At 41.1% G+C, this 17,218-nt stretch carries 14 protein-coding genes; 1 reads left to right on the top strand and 13 read right to left on the bottom strand.

Going from position 1 to position 17,218, the window contains the following annotated elements; genetic code table 11:
- The 12 genes from carB to G6W41_RS07440 all read right to left on the bottom strand — a co-directional run.
- Positions 1-3,108, bottom strand: a 3,108-nt coding sequence (gene carB, locus G6W41_RS07495; RefSeq protein ID WP_194171104.1) for a carbamoyl-phosphate synthase large subunit, incomplete at its 3' end; no start/stop codon positions are given.
- Positions 3,108-3,863: a rod shape-determining protein MreC gene (gene mreC / locus G6W41_RS07490; RefSeq protein ID WP_004317872.1), complete on the bottom strand. Its 756-nt coding sequence runs from the start codon at positions 3,861-3,863 to the stop codon at positions 3,108-3,110. The genes mreC and carB, both read right to left, overlap by 1 nt.
- Entirely contained in the window at positions 3,853-4,890 is a 1,038-nt protein-coding gene (locus G6W41_RS07485) for a rod shape-determining protein (protein ID WP_002939972.1), read from the bottom strand. The genes mreC and G6W41_RS07485 overlap by 11 nt, the downstream gene beginning before the upstream one ends.
- A 9-nt stretch (positions 4,891-4,899) precedes the next feature.
- Positions 4,900-6,132 (bottom strand): ATP-dependent Clp protease ATP-binding subunit ClpX, encoded by a 1,233-nt coding sequence (gene clpX, locus G6W41_RS07480; protein ID WP_194171103.1) that lies wholly within the window; start codon positions 6,130-6,132, stop codon positions 4,900-4,902.
- Positions 6,132-6,920 (bottom strand): acyl-ACP--UDP-N-acetylglucosamine O-acyltransferase, encoded by a 789-nt coding sequence (gene lpxA, locus G6W41_RS07475; protein ID WP_009295380.1) that lies wholly within the window; start codon positions 6,918-6,920, stop codon positions 6,132-6,134. Before lpxA ends, clpX begins: the two co-directional genes overlap by 1 nt.
- Positions 6,921-6,944: 24 nt before the next feature.
- Positions 6,945-7,391 (bottom strand): 3-hydroxyacyl-ACP dehydratase FabZ, encoded by a 447-nt coding sequence (fabZ, locus tag G6W41_RS07470; protein ID WP_004317884.1) that lies wholly within the window; start codon positions 7,389-7,391, stop codon positions 6,945-6,947.
- 110 nt (positions 7,392-7,501) lie between these two features.
- A complete protein-coding gene (locus tag G6W41_RS07465) occupies positions 7,502-8,578 on the bottom strand; it encodes an epoxyqueuosine reductase QueH (RefSeq protein ID WP_194171102.1) in 1,077 nt (358 codons plus the stop codon).
- 26 nt (positions 8,579-8,604) lie between these two features.
- Positions 8,605-9,354 carry an ATP-binding cassette domain-containing protein gene (locus G6W41_RS07460; protein WP_194171101.1) on the bottom strand — a complete coding sequence of 250 codons (750 nt, stop codon included), beginning with the start codon at positions 9,352-9,354 and terminating at the stop codon, positions 8,605-8,607.
- Positions 9,351-10,031 carry an ATP-binding cassette domain-containing protein gene (locus G6W41_RS07455; protein ID WP_194171100.1) on the bottom strand — a complete coding sequence of 227 codons (681 nt, stop codon included), beginning with the start codon at positions 10,029-10,031 and terminating at the stop codon, positions 9,351-9,353. Before G6W41_RS07455 ends, G6W41_RS07460 begins: the two co-directional genes overlap by 4 nt.
- Positions 10,028-10,828, bottom strand: a complete 801-nt coding sequence (locus tag G6W41_RS07450) for an ABC transporter permease (protein WP_194171099.1) — start codon at positions 10,826-10,828, stop codon at positions 10,028-10,030. Before G6W41_RS07450 ends, G6W41_RS07455 begins: the two co-directional genes overlap by 4 nt.
- Complete coding sequence (locus G6W41_RS07445; protein WP_194171098.1) at positions 10,825-11,763, bottom strand: ABC transporter permease; 939 nt, start codon at positions 11,761-11,763, stop codon at positions 10,825-10,827. The genes G6W41_RS07450 and G6W41_RS07445 overlap by 4 nt, the downstream gene beginning before the upstream one ends.
- A 12-nt stretch (positions 11,764-11,775) precedes the next feature.
- The gene (locus tag G6W41_RS07440; protein WP_194171097.1) at positions 11,776-13,308 is read right to left on the bottom strand and encodes an ABC transporter substrate-binding protein; all 1,533 of its coding nucleotides are present in this window, start codon (positions 13,306-13,308) and stop codon (positions 11,776-11,778) included.
- 175 nt (positions 13,309-13,483) lie between these two features.
- Here G6W41_RS07440 and G6W41_RS07435 point away from each other — a divergent pair, with 175 nt between their 5' ends.
- Positions 13,484-16,804 (top strand): DUF748 domain-containing protein, encoded by a 3,321-nt coding sequence (locus G6W41_RS07435; protein ID WP_194171096.1) that lies wholly within the window; start codon positions 13,484-13,486, stop codon positions 16,802-16,804.
- Here G6W41_RS07435 and G6W41_RS07430 read toward each other — a convergent pair.
- Positions 16,801-17,205, bottom strand: coding sequence for a hypothetical protein (locus tag G6W41_RS07430; protein WP_194171095.1), 405 nt, complete (start codon positions 17,203-17,205; stop codon positions 16,801-16,803). The genes G6W41_RS07435 and G6W41_RS07430 overlap by 4 nt on opposite strands.
- Positions 17,206-17,218 lie beyond the last annotated feature (13 nt).

The following is a 17,218-nucleotide window of genomic DNA, read 5'->3' as shown; positions in this document are numbered from 1 at the left end:
ATCATCCACGCTTGATTTAGTATCGCTTGTGTTTATAACAAGTGCTATGTCGCCATTTTTTAGCCTATCTTCGACGTTTGGTCTGCCCTCGCTTATCTTATAGACAAACTCGGCCTCCACGCCAGCTTCGCTTAAAATTTTATGCGTACCGCCAGTTGCGACGATGCTAAAACCAAGCGCTATTAGCTCTTTTGCAAGATCAGGCGCGTAAGATTTATCAGCGTCAGCTAGCGTTAAAAATACCCTGCCTTTGCTTGGCAAAGTATTGCTAGCAGCGATCTGGCTCTTTGCAAATGAGCTTGCAAAGTCGTGGCTTATGCCCATGACTTCGCCCGTGCTCTTCATCTCAGGACCAAGGATGAGATCAGCGCCACTTAGCTTGTTAAACGGCAGCACGCACTCTTTTACGCAAACATGCGAACTTACGCGAGGTTTTAAGATGTCGCCCTCTTCATAAACAACCCTGTAATCATCATAAAATTTAAGCGCCTCACGTAAATTTCCCTGCCACATAACTCTTGTAGCCACCTTTGCCATAGGCACGCCAGTAGCCTTGCTCACAAACGGCACGGTCCTGCTCGCGCGAGGATTTACCTCGATCATATAAAGCTCATTTTCATAGATAGCAAACTGGATATTCATAAGGCCAACAACGCCTAAATTTAGCGCGATATCTCTAGTTTGCTTCTCCACTTTTTTTATCATTTCTGCGCTTAAACTCATCGGTGGCAATATGCAAGCTGAGTCGCCAGAGTGAATTCCAGCCTCCTCGATGTGCTCCATTATCGCACCTATATAGACCTCTTTGCCGTCACATATCGCGTCTACGTCGAGCTCTTTTGCATCTTGTAAAAATTTATCAAGTAGCACTGGCGAGTGGTTGCTAACCTTTACCGCCTCGCTCATATACTCTTTTAGCTCGCTCTCGTTATGCACCCTTCTCATCGCCCTGCCGCCTAGGACGTAGCTTGGGCGAACAAGCACTGGATAGCCGATAGTAGCGGCCTTTTGCAAGGCTTCTTCTAAGCTAGTAGCGGTGTCATTTTTAGGCTGAAGGACGCCTATTTTATTTATAAATTCGCTAAATTTCTTTCTATCCTCGGCCACGTCGATCACTCTTGCGGTTGTGCCGATGATCTTAGCGCCGATCACGCTTAGGCGTTTTGCAAATTTAAGCGGAGTTTGACCGCCAAAATGCACGATCACGCCGTCTGGCTTTTCACGCTCGATGACTGATCTAACGTGCTCAAAATCTATCGGCTCAAAGTACAAAATATCGCTCGTGTCGTAGTCGGTTGAGACGGTTTCTGGGTTGCAGTTATACATTATCGTTTTTATGCCAAGGTCTCTTAGGGCGTAGCTTGCATGCACGCAGCAGTAGTCAAACTCTATGCCCTGGCCGATCCTATTTGGTCCGCCGCCTATTATCATCACCTTTTTAGCCTCTTTTGCTAGCTCTTTTTTAGGAAATTTAGTGATATTTGTGGTTGAGTAAAGATATGGCGTTAGCGCCTTAAATTCGCCCGCGCAAGTATCAACCTCGTTGTATTCAAGCTCGATGCCAAGCTTCTCTCTGGCAAAATAGATATCATTTTGGCTAAGCTCAAGATCGTCTTTTTCATTTATAAGCACAGCTATCATCTTATCTGAAAAGCCCATACTTTTAGCCTCTCGAAGTAGCTCTTCGTTGTTTAAGATATCCATGTCGATCTTATCTTCAAATTTAACTATCTCATAAATTTGCTCCAAAAACCAAGGATCGATCTTGCTAAATTCATGCACCTCAGCCACGCTAAAGCCATCTCTAAAGGCTTGTGCTAGATATAAAATTCTTCTCTCATTTGCATTTCTGATGCCATAAATCAAAGCGTTTTTCTCTAGGCTAAGGCTGTTAAATCCGCAAAGATCACGCTCTAGACTGCAAAGCGCCTTTTGGATGCTCTCTTTAAATGTCCTGCCTATCGCCATAACCTCGCCGACTGACTTCATCGCGGTGCCTAGATATGGGTTTGATCCTGGGAATTTCTCAAATGTAAAGCGCGGGATCTTTGTCACGATGTAATCAATCACCGGCTCAAAGCTAGCAGGCGTGCCTGTGATGTCGTTTTTGATCTCATCTAGGCTAAAACCAACTGCAAGCAGCGTCGCAACCTTTGCGATCGGGTAGCCGGTAGCTTTACTAGCAAGTGCTGAGCTTCGGCTAACGCGTGGGTTCATCTCGATAACGATCATGCGGCCAGTTTTTGGGTCTATGGCAAACTGCACGTTACTGCCACCAGTATCAACGCCGATCTCACGAAGTATGGCAAAGCTAGCGTCACGCATCGCCTGATACTCTTTATCTGTGAGCGTTAAAGCTGGTGCAACCGTGATACTATCGCCTGTGTGAACGCCCATTGGGTCGAAATTCTCGATCGAGCAGACGATGATGCAGTTGTCATTTCTATCTCTGATGACCTCCATCTCGTACTCTTTCCAACCAAGCAAGCTCTCTTCTATCAAAATTTCATGTATCGGGCTTGCGTCAAGGCCTGTGTTGGCTAGCTCTTTAAATTCGTCCATATTGTAAGCCACGCCGCTTCCTGCGCCACCAAGCGTGTAGCTAGCTCTTATGATGAGTGGGAAGCCTATCTCGTTTGCCGCATTTAGCGCGTCGTCCATGTTATAAGCATATCTACTCTCAGGCAGGTCCATGCCGATCTTTTGCATAGTCGCTTTAAAAATTTGTCTATCTTCGCCCTTTTTTATCGCTTCTGGGTTTGCACCAAGAAATTTGACATCCTTTAAAAGGCCACTCTCAAAGACCTCCATAGCGGCATTTAGCGCCACTTGTCCGCCCATCGTTGGCAAAATGGCGTCAATATTTTCTTTTTCGATGATCCTTAAAATGCTATCTTTTGTGATCGGCTCTATATACGTTGCGTCGGCGAAATTTGGGTCAGTCATGATGGTGGCTGGGTTTGAGTTGATAAGCACTACGCGATATCCAAGCTCTTTTAGTGTCTTGGCTGCTTGTGTGCCTGAGTAGTCAAATTCGCAGGCTTGACCGATGACGATAGGGCCTGAGCCGATTAGCAAAATGGTATTTATATCTGTTCTTTTTGGCATCATTTTTCCTTTGTTACAACGTATAGGTAGTTTGGTATGTTTAGCTTTGCATAGGGCTCTACTATCACGCTTTGATAGGAGCTCTCTTTTAAAATTTTACTCACGCGCCCTACTGGCACCCCACTAAAAAATATCCCGTCAAGCCCGCTCGTAAAGACCTCGTCGCCCTCTTTTGGGCTGAGCCATTGTGGGATAAATTTCACCATTATTTGACCTTGATTTCCATGCGCGACGCCTGGAATTTTGTCATTTCCTATATAGACTGCAAATATACTTTTTGGGTCATTTTGCAAGTAAGCTAGTGGCTTGCCATCTTTTGCGATGACGATGCCAGCGCTGCTTCCTTGATAGATGAGCCCGTAAATTTTATTTGGGTCGTATCCTTCAAACTCGCTTATCCAAATTTTATTATAATCCCCGATATGCACGTAACTAAGCCCTTTTACTAGCTTTACAGCTGGGGCGTAGGCAGTTGAGTTTTTATCTTTTAAAATTTGATTTAGCTCGTTTGCAAAAGTAGATAGAAGCGTCGCTGAGCGCTCTAGCTCTTTGTTTTGCGCTCTTAGTTTTTCTATCTCGCTAGCCTGCCTAAAATATTCGTTTATATAATCTTTCACGCTTTTGGCAAAATTGTCGTATGAATTTATAGCGTAGTTGCTAAATTTAATAGAGATGTTGCTTAAAATTTCGCCCTTAAACATCGAGGCGCCAGCAAGCAACGCTATAAAAACAAAAAGAACAATCTTACTCTTCATTTGTTAGCTGTTGTAAAAGTCCGATCTCTTGAAGTGCCTTGCCTGTACCTCTAGCAACAGCAAGAAGCGGCTCATCAGCTACAAATACTGGAAGCTTAACGATATCAGACAAGAACTTATCAAGCCCTCTAATAAGTGCTCCACCGCCAGTTAGCACGATACCAGTCTCGACGATATCACCAGCAAGATCAGGCGGCATCATCTCAAGCACAGTTTTTAGCGCATCTGCGATCTCTTTTAGCGGCTCTCTCATCGCCTCTCTCACATCCTCGCTTGTTAGCTCAACCCTGCTTAAAAGGCCGCTCACTTGGTCGCGTCCTTTTACCACTACGCTTAACTCTTTTTCAAGCTGCACAGCAGAGCCCACAGCGATCTTTATCTCCTCGCCTGTTCTCTCGCCTATTAGTAAGTTGTATTTTTCTTTTATGTAATTAACTATGCTGCTATCTATCTTGTCGCCAGCTGTGCGGATAGATTTTGATATTACCAGACCGCCAAGTGAGACGACACCGATCTCAGTCGTACCACCGCCAATATCAACTACAAGGTTGCCTTGTGGCTCACGAACTGGTAAATTTGCTCCGATAGCTGCTGCCATAGGCTCTTCTATCAAAAATACCTCTCTTGCACCAGCACTTAGTGCGCTCTCTCTAACAGCCTTTCTCTCAACCTGAGTAAGTCCGTAAGGAACTGAGATGATGATCCTTGGGCGTAAGAAATTTTTTCTTCTATGAGTCTTTTCTATAAAGTAGCGTATCATCCTCTCTGTCATGTCAAAGTCCGCGATAACGCCATCTCTCATCGGTCTTATCGCCTCGATGTCGCCAGGAGTTTTCCCCACCATCTCTTTTGCAGCGTGGCCAACTGCTAGAATTTTTTGTTTTCCATATTTTTCACGTCTTACTGCAACAACTGATGGTTCATTTATGATTATTCCCTTATCTTTTACCAAAACCAAAGTGTTTGCCGTACCTAAATCTATACCCATATCACTTGAGAAAAAACCTATAACCTGATCTAAAAACATCTATTTCCTTTACGCTGTTAATTTATTGTGCTTTACCAAAATCGGCTTTGCCTTATCTTTTACCGTCTCTTTTGAGATCACGATATCGTAGTCTTTTAGCTCTGGCAGATCATACATTATGTCTGTCATGAGCTCTTCCATTATGCTTCTAAGCCCTCTTGCTCCAGTTTTTCGCTCGATAGCAAGGCTCGCTATCTCTTCAAGCGCCTCATCATCAAATTTAAGCGTAGCGCCGTCGATCACACAGAGCTTTTGATATTGTTTTAATATCGCATTTTTTGGCTCGGTCAAAATTTTAACCATATCCTCTTTTGTTATCTCATTTAATGTAGCCACCACGTGAAGTCTGCCGATAAGCTCTGGGATGAGGCCATATTTTACAAGATCGTCTGGCTCAAGCAGGCTTAGTAAATTTTCTTTTTCGTTTTTGCCACGTTTTTCTTGGTTAAAGCCAAGTACGTTTTTACCAACTCTGCGCTCGATGATATCAAGAAGTCCATCAAATGCACCGCCGCAAACAAATAAGATATTTGTCGTATCTATCTGGATGAAGTCTTGATTTGGGTGCTTTCTGCCGCCTTTTGGTGGGATATTTACGACGCTGCCTTCGATGATCTTTAAAAGCGCTTGCTGCACGCCCTCGCCTGAAACGTCTCTTGTGATGCTTCTGTTTTCGCTCATTCTAGCGATCTTATCGATCTCATCGACAAATACAATGCCCTGCTCCGCCTTTTTAACGTCACCATTTGCAGCTTGCAAGAGCCTTGTAAGGATGTTTTCAACGTCCTCGCCGACATATCCAGCCTCGGTTAGGCTTGTCGCATCGCAAATCGCGATAGGCACGTCAAGAAATCTCGCCAAAGTCTGAGCCATCAACGTCTTGCCGCTTCCAGTTGGACCAACAAGCAAGATGTTTGATTTTGAAATTTCAGTGTCGTCTTTGATGTCGCTTTGTTTAAAAATTCTCTTATAGTGGTTATATACGCCGACGCTAAAGACCTTTTTAGCCCTATCTTGACCGATCACGTAGTTATCAAGTACCGCTTTTAGCTCCTTTGGTGTGAGCTTTTGATACTCTATCGTCTCTTCGTTTTTACTCTCTTCTACACTCGTATCACCATGTATCATATCGTATGCTGCTGCTATACAGTACTCGCATATATAGGCGTTTCCTTCGATATCTGCTAATAATCTTCTCTCAGCAGACTCAGCCTCGCCACAAAAATTACACTTTCTAGCCATTAATCTCTTCCTTTTGCAAGCGGAATTCCTCTTGTCGTTTCTAATATAAATTTACACATTTTTTTAACATTTTCGTCGCTGGTTTTTGCGATCAGCTCGTTTGCTTGATCTTTTAGGCTGATGCCTTGATTAAACAAAAATTTATAAGCGCGAACAAGCTCTTCAACCTGCTCTTTATCAAATCTACGCCTAATGCCAACTAAATTTAAGCTTCTTATATAGGCTCTATTGCCCTCAGCTAGGCAAAATGGCACTACATCTTGACTGAGCGCACTAGCCCCTGCGACCATGCAGCTCTCACCCACTCTAACAAACTGATGAATAGGCGTAAGACCGCCCACAACAGCGTAGTCGCCAAGCTCAACGTGACCAGCTAGAGTTGCGTTATTTGCCAAAATGACGTTGCTACCTATTATGCAGTCGTGTGCGATGTGAGAATATGCCATGATAAAGGCGTTATCGCCGATCCTTGTTATGCCATCGCCCTTGTGCGTGCCTGAGTTTATCGTGCAAAACTCACGTATAGTTGCGTGCTCGCCGATGATGACGCCAGTATCGACCTCATCTTTATAACTGATATCTTGCGGGATGTCGCCCACGATCGCGTAGCTAAATACACGAGAGTTATCGCCGATCCTCGTCTTGCCAAGCACCCTTGCGCCTTGTTTTATCGTGACGTTGTTGCCAAGGACCGCATCTTTACTTACAAATGCGTAAGCCTCGATATTTGCGTCATCTCCAATGATCGCTCCATCTTCTATAACTGCTGTTTGGTGGATATTTTTCATTGTCTCTCTTTTTTAAGCAAAAGCCTATTTATCGACTATCATCGCTTTTAGTTCAGCCTCGGCGCATAGCACATCATCGACGTATGCCTTGCCCTCAAGCACCCAGATATTGCCTTTATGTTTTAATACATTTAATCTATACTCTAGCCTATCTCCAGGGCGGACTGGATGGCGAAATTTCGCTCCGTCTATGCTCATAAAATAGACCACTTTATTTTCAATGCCAGCTTGATGCTCGTCGCTCATACTCTTAAACGCTAGCACGCCGCCAGCTTGCGCCATGCCTTCAATGATCATCACGCCAGGATAGATCGGGTGGCCTGGGAAGTGCCCCTGAAATATCGGCTCGCCAATGGTTACATTTTTATAAGCGACGATGTTTTTTGCAGGCTCTAGCTCGACAACTCTATCGATAAGCAAAAAAGGAAATCTATGTGGGAGAATTTTTTGAATTTCTACGACGTCTATCACGTTTTAGCCTTAGTAATGTAAATTTTGGCAGATTGTAACAAATTTATACTAAGAAAAAAATTATTAGCCTCTTTTAAAATCTCTGAAATTTAGCCTTAATGGGTCTAAATTTAGCTCTCTAAAACCAAAATTTCTTCGCTGTCGTTGTAAAAAACAGCCTTTGCATAAATTTCGTAGCTGCCCTTTTTGACCTCGTCTAAGATGATGATAGGATTTTGCGAAAACTCCCCGCTTATATCACGGCGAAATTTCATCTCAGCGTCAAGCTCAAGCGGCCTTTTACAAAGCTCATCAACGCTTTTAAATTTGCTATTTGTAAATTTATTAAAGCGCTCTATGCTAATAAATATCGAGCCCTCTTTTAGCTCATCATCGATCTCGCAGTCGCGCTCTACATTAAGCTTTAAATTCTCTCTTTTGAAGCCAGAGTAGAGCACAAAGTAGCTTGGCACCACAGCATTTTGAAATTTAACACTAGCGCGCAAAAGCCTGTAGTTTAAAAATCTCCTTCTAAAAAGGTGAAATTTCTCTCCTCTCGCCTCGCAAAGGCGCACCTTTTTATAAAGATCAAGCCTCGCTTCTATGCTTCCAAAAAGTGCTCTTGCGTGTAGCTCGCTCATTAGCTCACTTTGGGGCAAATTTTGAGAGTCGCGCTGTTTTTTTAGCGCAAAGACGCAGCCGCAGTAGTTTTGGTGATAGAGCTTGTCCTTTTTAGCGAGGATAAACTGCTCGCTTGTGCCACCATTTTTTCTATAATCAACCGCAACCGCCTCTAAATTTGAGCCAGCCACCGCCTCATCAAGCGCCTTTTTAAGCTGAGTAAAGTCCTTTTTTGGGCTCATTAAAAGTGTCGTTGTGATCTTATTTAGACCAAGATCTAGCGCCTTTTTAGCTGAGTCTTTCATACGAAAATCAAAGCAGTACTCGCACCTTTTGCCCTTTTCTGGCTCATCTTCAAGCCCCTTTGTGCCACCAAGCCAAGCTTCGTAGTCATACTCGCCACATATTAGCTTTATGCCAAGCTTCTCGCAGCTTCGCTTCACGTCCTCAAAACGCAGTAAAAACTCGCTATATGGATGTATATTTGGATCGTAAAAATAGCCTACTATTCGTTCATTTGGATGATCTTTTCGTAGGCGCTGTAAAAAATAGTGGCTATCGACCGAGCAGCAGATATGAACTAACAAATTTGACCTTTTTTGCTTGCATTATATCAAAGTTTGACGTCATAAAATTTAGCTGCATCGAGGTATTTTTTAAGGACATTTTGGCTTGTGAGATCCTCAAATTTACCCCACGCCACTTGCTTGCCAGATTCGATGATTAGCACCTTTTGCGCTATCTTCATCGCACTTAAAATATCGTGCGTGATAAAGATAATGCTGATCTTTTCATCCAAGCTTAAAAGCAAATTTATGATCTTTTGCTTCGTTTCGTTATCAAGTCCGCTTGTTATCTCGTCGCAGATTAGGACTTTTGGCTTTGAAAGAAGCGCTAGCAGTATCCCAACCCTCGTCGCCTCGCCGCCACTTAGTTGAGATGGATATTTTTCTAAAATTTCATCTTTTAAATTTAAATTTACCAAAAGCTCTTTGAGCTCATTTTGGCTAAAGCTAAGCTTAAGATATGACCTCACGTGGGCGATCGCGGTTTTTACTTTTAGCGCTGGATTTAGGGCTTGTTTTTGGTTTTGCAAGATATATCTGATATCTTTTTTGAGCTTATTTTTGTCCGTGATCTCTTCACTGTTTATATAAATTTTGCCCCCACTTTTTGGCTCGCTAAATGATATGAGCTTTGCAAGCGTGCTTTTGCCACTGCCACTTTGCCCCAAAATGGCTAAATTTTCGCCATCATCAAGCTCGCAACTTATCCCCTCTAAAAGGTGCAAAACTTCAGCTCTAGCGTTAAAATGCTCCTTAAAACTTAAACTTTTTGAGACGTTTTCAAGCCTGATTTTCACGCATTTTCCTTTAAATTTAGCCGCCCATCCCTCATCTGCCAAATTTCATCACTAAGATAGCTTGTCAGCGCCTCATCGTGCGAGATAAAGATAACGCTCATCTTGCCCTTTAGGCTCTCTAAGATGCCCGCCACGTGGCTACCGCTAATGCTATCAAGCCCGCTTGTTATCTCGTCGCAGATTAGGATTTTTGGCTTCAGGCAAAGCGCCAGAGCGATCTGCACACGGCTCGCCTCGCCGCCACTTAGCTCGTATGAGTATTTGTGCCAGATGAGATTTGCGTTATCCAGCCCAAACTCCCTAAAATAAGTAAATGCAAGCTCTTTATTCGTTTTATTATCGCCGCCAAGATAGGCATTAAAGTGATCGCCCACATTTAAGAGTGGATGAAGGCTTGCAACTGAGTTTTGAAAGATGAGCGCGGCGACCTTTTTTCGGTGCTCTTTTAGCTCATTTTGGCTAAGTTTTAAGATATCTTTTTTATAAATGCTAAATTTATCCGCCCTCACTCTAAAATCATCATCAAAAAGCCTTATTAGGCTCTTTGCAAAGAGCGATTTGCCACTGCCACTTGCACCCGTGATACCTATAAATTTACCCTCGCTCATGCCAAAATCAAGCTCACGCAAAAGCTTCTTATCCTTATAAAAAACGTTTAAATTTTTAATCTCTATCATATTTTTATATTGCCATTTTTTGAATTTGACGTGATGATCGAGGTTGCAAGGATGAGCAAAAAGAGCGTCACACCAGGGAAAAGCACCATCCACCAAGAGCCAAGAAAAAGCGCCTCTTTGCTCTCGTTTAGCATGATGCCAAGGCTTATTTTATTTGCGTCGCTACCCACGCCAAAAAAGCCAAGCGTTGCCTCCATTACGACAGCGTTTATCGCGTTTATACCAAAGATACTAATTATTAAATGCTTTAAATTTGGCAAAATTTCAAAGCAGATAAGGCTAAATTTACCAGCTCCATTTATCACAGCTTGCTCGGCGTAGTCGCACTTTTTACTAAGCCTTAAATTTTGCATAAAAACTTTTGCGCCCTGCATAAACGAGCAAATGGCGATGATAAAAGATGTTATAAGCAGATCTCCACTACTAAATGAGCTAAAAAGCATGATAAACACAATGTTTGGGATACTTAAAAAAGCATCAAGCCCCTTATCAAAAAGGCTCTCACAGGCTCTGCTCTTGCTCGTGCCAAAATATGCGTAGATGAGCGAGAAAAGCGTCGTTAAAAAGCCAGCTAAAAGCAAGACAAGAAGCGAGTTTTTAAGCGCGTAGGCCACTCTTATGAGATTGTCCCTGCCTAGGATGTCAGTGCCAAAGATGTGCTCGCTACTTGGGGCTAAATTTACCGCCATAAAGTCAGTGAAATTTGGCTCAAATTTAGAAAAAAATGGCGTCACAAAGGCAAATGCGACAAGCGACAAAAAGACAAAACAGGCTAGGAAAAATATGACTTTTCTCATAAATTTCTCTTGTCTGCCAAGATGGCAAAAATTTTAGCCAGTAAATTTGCAAAAACGACAAAAACAGCCGTTAGCAAAATGGTCGAAAGTGCGACTGGGTAGTCTTTGGCGATGACTGCATCAAGGCTAAGCTTGCCTATGCCAGGAAATGAAAAAATGCTCTCAATGACGTATGAACCAGCAAAAACGCCAGCTACAAGAGTAGCAAAATAATAGACTATATCGGTGCTAGCGTGCTTTATCGCAAAGAGATAAATTTTGCCCCGTCCCAAACCTCTAGCGTGAGCCGTCTGGATAAAGTCAGCATTTAGGCTTTGATTTAGCCTGTCTCTTACAAATTTCACGTTTGCGCCAAGGTGTGGCAAGATGATGGCAAGCGTTGGCAAGATGATAAATTTAGCCCCAACTCCGCTAGATCCTAGCTCGTTTGCGCCTGAACTTGGTAGCACGTTTAGATAGACGCTAAAGATAGCTATTAGCACGAGTGCGATGTAAAAATGCGGTAGTGATGCCAGCAAAAAGGAGCTAAAATTTATAAAGATGTCGGCAAATTTATTCTTATAAATGGCACTTAAAAGCCCCAAGAAAAAGGAGAAAAGAGCTATTAAGACAAATGAGCACACAAACAAAATAAGCGAGTTTAAAAGTCTCTCTTTAATGAGTAAAAAAACGCTTGCACCACTTACAAAACTAGTGCCAAAGTCCCCCGTGACAAAGTGAGCCAGCCATCTAAAATACTGCACAAAAAAGCCATCTTTTAGCCCCAAATTTTCTAAAATTTGCTCCTTTATAGCCACGCTCACCGCCTCGCTTCGCAAAAACATCGCATCAGTGACATTTCCTGGCAAAAAATATATGAGCAAAAATAGAAAAAATGAGATAAAAAACAGCAATCCAAGGCTTGAGATCGCTGTTTTTAAAATGGCTCTAAACAAAGTTTTTATCCACTATTTTACTTGCCACTCTCTTATGTTCCATAAAAATCCAGCCCCATGGTGGCCTAAAATTTGCGTCTTGATGCCTGAAATTTTGTTGTTAAAAACGAGCGGATAGTCAAGATAGGCTATAAAAATGTAAGGTGGATTTTCAAAAAGCGCTTTTAGAAATTCTTTGTAGTATTTTTTCCTAAGCTCCACGTCCTTTGTATATCTCGCGTTTTTTAGGGCAAGATCGACGTTTGCATCCTTGTAGTGGCTAAAGTTCCAGCCATTTTCATTGACATCGATGTCTGCAAATCCGCCAAAAATCCTATATGTGTGAAAGTCTGGATCAAATGGGCTGCCCCAGCCGATCACAAAGCTATCAACCTTGCTTATGCTAAAGGCTGTTTTTGGCTTTGCATAGGCTTTAGCTCTTACGCCAAATTTCTCAAACTCGCTGCTTAAAATTTTAGCTAGATTGACCCTTAAAATGTCGTTATTAAAGGCGTAGATGTCAAAGCCAAGCTCCTTGCCGTCCTTTTCAAAAAAGCCAGCCTTGTTTTTCTTAAAGCCACTTTTTTCAAGCAGCTCCCTAGCCTTTTGCGGATCGTAGCTAAATTTAAACTCCTCATCGTTTGCAAAGCTTTTTTCTATCGGGTTGTTCGCTACGCTTGCATATCCGTGAAATAGTTTTTTAACGATCTCGTCTTTATTAACCGCGTAGTTTAGGGCGATTCTTACATTTTTATCTTGAAAAAGAGGATCATTAAAGTTAAACATCAAAGCTCTATAGTCCGCACTTTTAAATTTAAGCAAGCTTAATTTTTTATCATCTTTTATGAAATTTACACCAGTTGGAGAGATGAGCGCAACGTCGATCTCACCGCTTTTAAGACCCACAAGTCTTAAATTTTCATCGCCAACTATCTTTAAAAATAACCTTTTTATCTTTGGCTTGCCTTTATAGAATTTATCATTTGCCACAAACTCCAAGCTCTCATCTTTTTTCCATTTTACAAGCTTGTATGCGCCAGTGCCAATAGGTGCGTCATTAAATTTATCAGTCGCGATATCTTTGCCATTTAAAATGTGCTCAGGCAAAACACCAAAACTAAGCGCGTCAAGAAACGGCGGAAAAGGCTCTTTTAGCGTGATCTTAACTTTATAATCGCCTAAAATTTCAACGCTTTTTACCACCTCGTAGTTTGAGATAGCAGGCGCGTTTAGCTTCTTATCTTGAGCCGCTTCAATGGTAAATTTAACGTCCTTTGCGCTAAATTTCACCCCATCATGCCAAAAAGCATCATCTCTTAGCTCAAAAATATACTCCAGCCCATCATCGCTCACCTGCCAAGATTTGGCAAGCTCAGGCACGACGTGGCTATTTTCATCATGGCTAGTAAGTCCAGAGAAAACCAGCGAAAGCGTAGGATCGTGATCCTCGTCATAGAGTGGATTTATACGAGGTGTTTGCTCCTCGATAGCGACCACAACGGCATTTTCATTTGCATAAGCAAAGGCAGAAAACAACAAAAACAATAAAGCCAAAAATCTCTTCATCACTCGCTCCTTTGTTTAAAAAACATTTGACAAATAGTAATACGAAATGCATAAAAGTATTATTAAGATAAGTGTAAATTTAATGTATAGAAAATTTGAAATTTCTAACTAACTTTTAACCTTTTTTAAAGTAAAATCAAGGCTCATTTTAGCTGACAAAAAGGTAAATTTCACAATGGATAAAAAGAAAAAAATAGCCCTAATCACCGGCATCTGCGTAGTCTCACTTTTGCTTATCTACACGCTTCTTGGCTTTTTTGGTCTGCCTTATGCTATCAAAAATATCGCGCCAAAATACCTAAAAGACTACAACGCAACGCTTTTTGTAAGTGATGCTAAATTTAACCCATTTACCTTCGAGCTAAACGCTACAAATGCCGAACTAAACACCACTTCTCCGCTTTTTAGCACGAAGCAGATCGACCTTAAGTTAAAGCCATTTTCTATCTTTAAAAAGCTAGTTGAGATAGACATTTTTAGGCTAGATGAGCCAAAAGTAAAGATCGCAAGAGATAAAAAAGCAAATTTTAACTTTAGTAATTTTATAAGCGATGATAACGCAACTAGCGAAGATAACAGCACTAGCTCGATAAATTTCGCGCTAAATAACGCCAAGATCATCAAAGGTTCATTTTCATATAGCGATCAAAATTTAACAAAGCCATTTAATGTAAGCTTTGATGATATAAACTACGAGCTTAGCTCGCTAAATACGAAGAAAAATAGCGCTGGTAGTCACATCTTTGACTCAAATTCAAGCCTAGCGCACAAGATCGATCTAAATGGCGATATCAAGCTAAATCCACTAAAAATAGATGGCAACGTCAGCATAAAGGACTTTAGCATAAAGCCAGTTGCGATAAGTTTTATAGATAATGACACGTTAAATCTAAAAAATGCCGTTATAAACTTAAAGATAAACTACGCTTTAAAAGCCGATGAGAACGCAACTAGGATAAATTTAAAAGATGGCTTTTTAAATGTAAAAGGACTAAGCCTTGATGAAGGCGCAAATGAGCTTAGCCTTGGCGAACTTGAGCTTCCAAAATTTGACCTTGTTAGCAAGATAGCTGACAAAACAGAGGCTGAGCTAAATTTAAGCGCTATAAATTTAAATGATATCTCTTTTAAAAGTGCTACCTCTGCAAGCTTAAAATCACTAAATTTAAGTGATATCTCGCTTTTTGCAAATTTAAATGAAAAGAGCGAGCTAAACGCCACAGCCAAGCTAAAAAGCGTAGGTGCAAACGCTCTTAAAGTAGATGAAGCAGATAGAAATTTAGCAAATTTAAAAGATATAAATGCTTCAAATTTAAATCTAAATTTAGCAAATAACAAAACCGCGCTAACGCTTGAAAAAATAGCACTAAATGGCATCAACGCGCCACTTAGCAAAAACGCAAATGCAAACGTAGCAAGCGCTGGCGTGACAAATACAAATTTTACAATGGATGGCAACAAAAGCCTTGCGAGCCTTGATGAGCTAAATGTAAAAAACATAGAGCTTAAAGCAAAAAATAAAGATATAGCAAGCGTCGCTGACGTGGCGATAAAGAGCATAAGCTTTGATATTTTAAAAATGGCTCTAAATATCGCTAGTGTCGATGTTAATAAGCCTAAATTTACTTCAGAACTAAACGACAATGGTCTAAGCGCTGTAAATGAGCTAGGATTTGGCGAGCAGAGCGCAAAAGCTACAAAGGCAGCAAAACACTCTAAAAAAGTAGAGAAAAAAGCTGAAAATAAAAGCGCTTCAAAAAGCAAAGAAAATGAGTTTAAATTTGATGTAAAAAATATAAATGTAAATAACGCAGATATTGCTTTGACGCATCTTTTTGAAGGCGAAAAGATCACTCATAAATTTGATAATCTTTTTGTAAAAGTAGCAAATTTAAGTAGCGATTTTAGCAAGCCATTTGATGCAAAAGTGGCGATGAAAAGCTCACAAAAGCTAAATTTGGATGTTGATTCGAAGATAAAGATCGAGCCACTTGACGTGAGTGCAAAAATCAAGCTAAATGATACAAATTTACCAAAGTATTTTGCCTATGCAAAGCCGTTTCTAGAGGCATCTCTAGCTAGCGGTCAGATGAGCGCAGATGCGCAGCTTCACTATGCAAAAGATATCAAGGCAGATGCAAAAGTTAGCATCAAAGATATAAGACTAAATGGCAAAAAAGCTGAAAAACTAATCGCCTTTAAAAGCCTTGATCTTGAAAAAATTTCATTTGCCAAAAATGACCTTGCCATAAGCGGAGTGAGCTTAAATTCTCCATTTATCAAGGCTCATCTAAGTAAAGAGCGTAAATTTAACCTATCTCAGATCGTAAAAGAGGATAAAAATAAGGCTAAAACCGAGGCAAAACCTGATACCAAAAAGGCAACTAGCAAGAAAGATGACGAGCTAAAATTTAGCGTGAAAAACTTCTCTTTAAAAAATGGCGAGGTTGATTTCTCGGACGCATCGCTATTTATGCCATTTGCCACAACGATCTCAAAGCTAAATGGCAAGCTAACAGACATCGATAAAAAGCACCCAAGCTCAGGCGAGTTTCAAGGTGTGGTTGGCAAAAATGGCTTTGCGCAGATCACTGCAAAACTCTTTCCGTTTGAGCTAAAGCAAAATACCGATATAAAACTTAACTTTAAAGATATCGATCTAACTGATATAACGCCATATAGCGGGCAGTTTGTGGGCTATAAGATCAAAAAAGGCAAGCTAAATTTAAACCTAAACTATAGCGTCGTCGACTCAAAACTAAATGGCTCAAATTTCATAAATTTTGACTCACTTACACTTGGAGAGAAGGTTGATTCAAAAGATGCTGTAAATTTACCACTTTCACTTGCTATCTCGATACTTAGCGATCAAAATAATCAAATAAACATCGATCTGCCAGTTGAGGGAAATTTAGACGATCCTGACTTTAAATATGGCGGCGTCATCTGGGCTGCAGTAAAAAAGCTCTTTGCTGACATCACGCTAGCTCCATTTAGATTTTTAGGCAACGCCCTAGGACTTGGCAGCAAAGATCTTAGCTATATTGATTTTCTTGCGGGAAGTAGCGAGCTTATAAGCTCAGAAGCGCCTAAGATAGCTGATTTTATAAAGCTAACTGGCTCAAAACCTAAGATGAAGCTTAGCATAACGCCAACATACTCAAAACTAGATGAGAGCTTTTATAAAAACAAAAAACTAGATCAAAAGATCAATCAAATCATCGCTTCAAGTGGTAAAGACTACATCGCAGTTTTAAATGAGCTTGTGCCAAATTTAAAAGATAGAAGCGAAAAAGCCCTAAGAGAAGAGGCGCTAAAGAGCATCGAGGTCGATAAAGCAAAACTAGTAGAGCTTGCAAATGAGCGTGCAAATGCGGTAAAAGAGGCGCTTATAAAAGCTGGGCTTGAGGCTGACCGCATAAATATGAACGATGCAACAAGCTCAGAGCCTAAGCAAAACACCTATACAAGCGTGCTAATGGGAGTGGCGAACTAAATTTCATTTATTTCGCTGCTTCTTGCATTATAGACAAACCAGCTAAGAAGCATAAGCATCATAAATGCCCCAAAAATAAGGCTTGCGTAAAAATATAAGTTAAAGTCCGCTCCTAGCAAATTTGCGTTGTGAAGGGCGATCATAACGCCAGCTAAAGCGATTAAGTAGCCAATTAGCTTGATAATGAAAATTTTAGGATTTATAAGGATCAGCAAAAGGCCACAAAGTATGATGCCAAGGGCTATTTGTAAATTTGAAACGTCAGCTTGAGCGTTTGAAGTAAGTGTTAAAAAGACAGCTAAAAGCGCCATTAGTATCATCAAAACTGCATAAACCGCCCTGCTTCGTCCAAAGCCATACATAAAGCAAACAAAGCCCTTATTTTGCCTGTTATAATCCATTTTCGCTCCTTTT

It is taken from the genome of Campylobacter concisus (genome assembly GCF_015230035.1).
Classification (GTDB): domain Bacteria; phylum Campylobacterota; class Campylobacteria; order Campylobacterales; family Campylobacteraceae; genus Campylobacter_A; species Campylobacter_A concisus_BK.
Note: the sequence above shows the minus strand (reverse complement) of the source record. Positions and strands in the feature narration are given on the sequence as shown.

Coding starts and splice junctions, on each gene's coding strand:
- G6W41_RS07485 (WP_002939972.1), bottom strand. CDS start 4,890: ATGTTTTTAGATCAGGTTATAGGTTTTTTCTCAAGTGATATGGGTATA.
- clpX (WP_194171103.1), bottom strand. CDS start 6,132: ATGGCTAGAAAGTGTAATTTTTGTGGCGAGGCTGAGTCTGCTGAGAGA.
- G6W41_RS07450 (WP_194171099.1), bottom strand. CDS start 10,828: ATGAGAAAAGTCATATTTTTCCTAGCCTGTTTTGTCTTTTTGTCGCTT.
- G6W41_RS07440 (WP_194171097.1), bottom strand. CDS start 13,308: ATGAAGAGATTTTTGGCTTTATTGTTTTTGTTGTTTTCTGCCTTTGCT.
- G6W41_RS07435 (WP_194171096.1), top strand. CDS start 13,484: ATGGATAAAAAGAAAAAAATAGCCCTAATCACCGGCATCTGCGTAGTC.
- mreC (WP_004317872.1), bottom strand. CDS start 3,863: ATGAAGAGTAAGATTGTTCTTTTTGTTTTTATAGCGTTGCTTGCTGGC.
- G6W41_RS07455 (WP_194171100.1), bottom strand. CDS start 10,031: ATGATAGAGATTAAAAATTTAAACGTTTTTTATAAGGATAAGAAGCTT.
- G6W41_RS07430 (WP_194171095.1), bottom strand. CDS start 17,205: ATGGATTATAACAGGCAAAATAAGGGCTTTGTTTGCTTTATGTATGGC.
- lpxA (WP_009295380.1), bottom strand. CDS start 6,920: ATGAAAAATATCCACCAAACAGCAGTTATAGAAGATGGAGCGATCATT.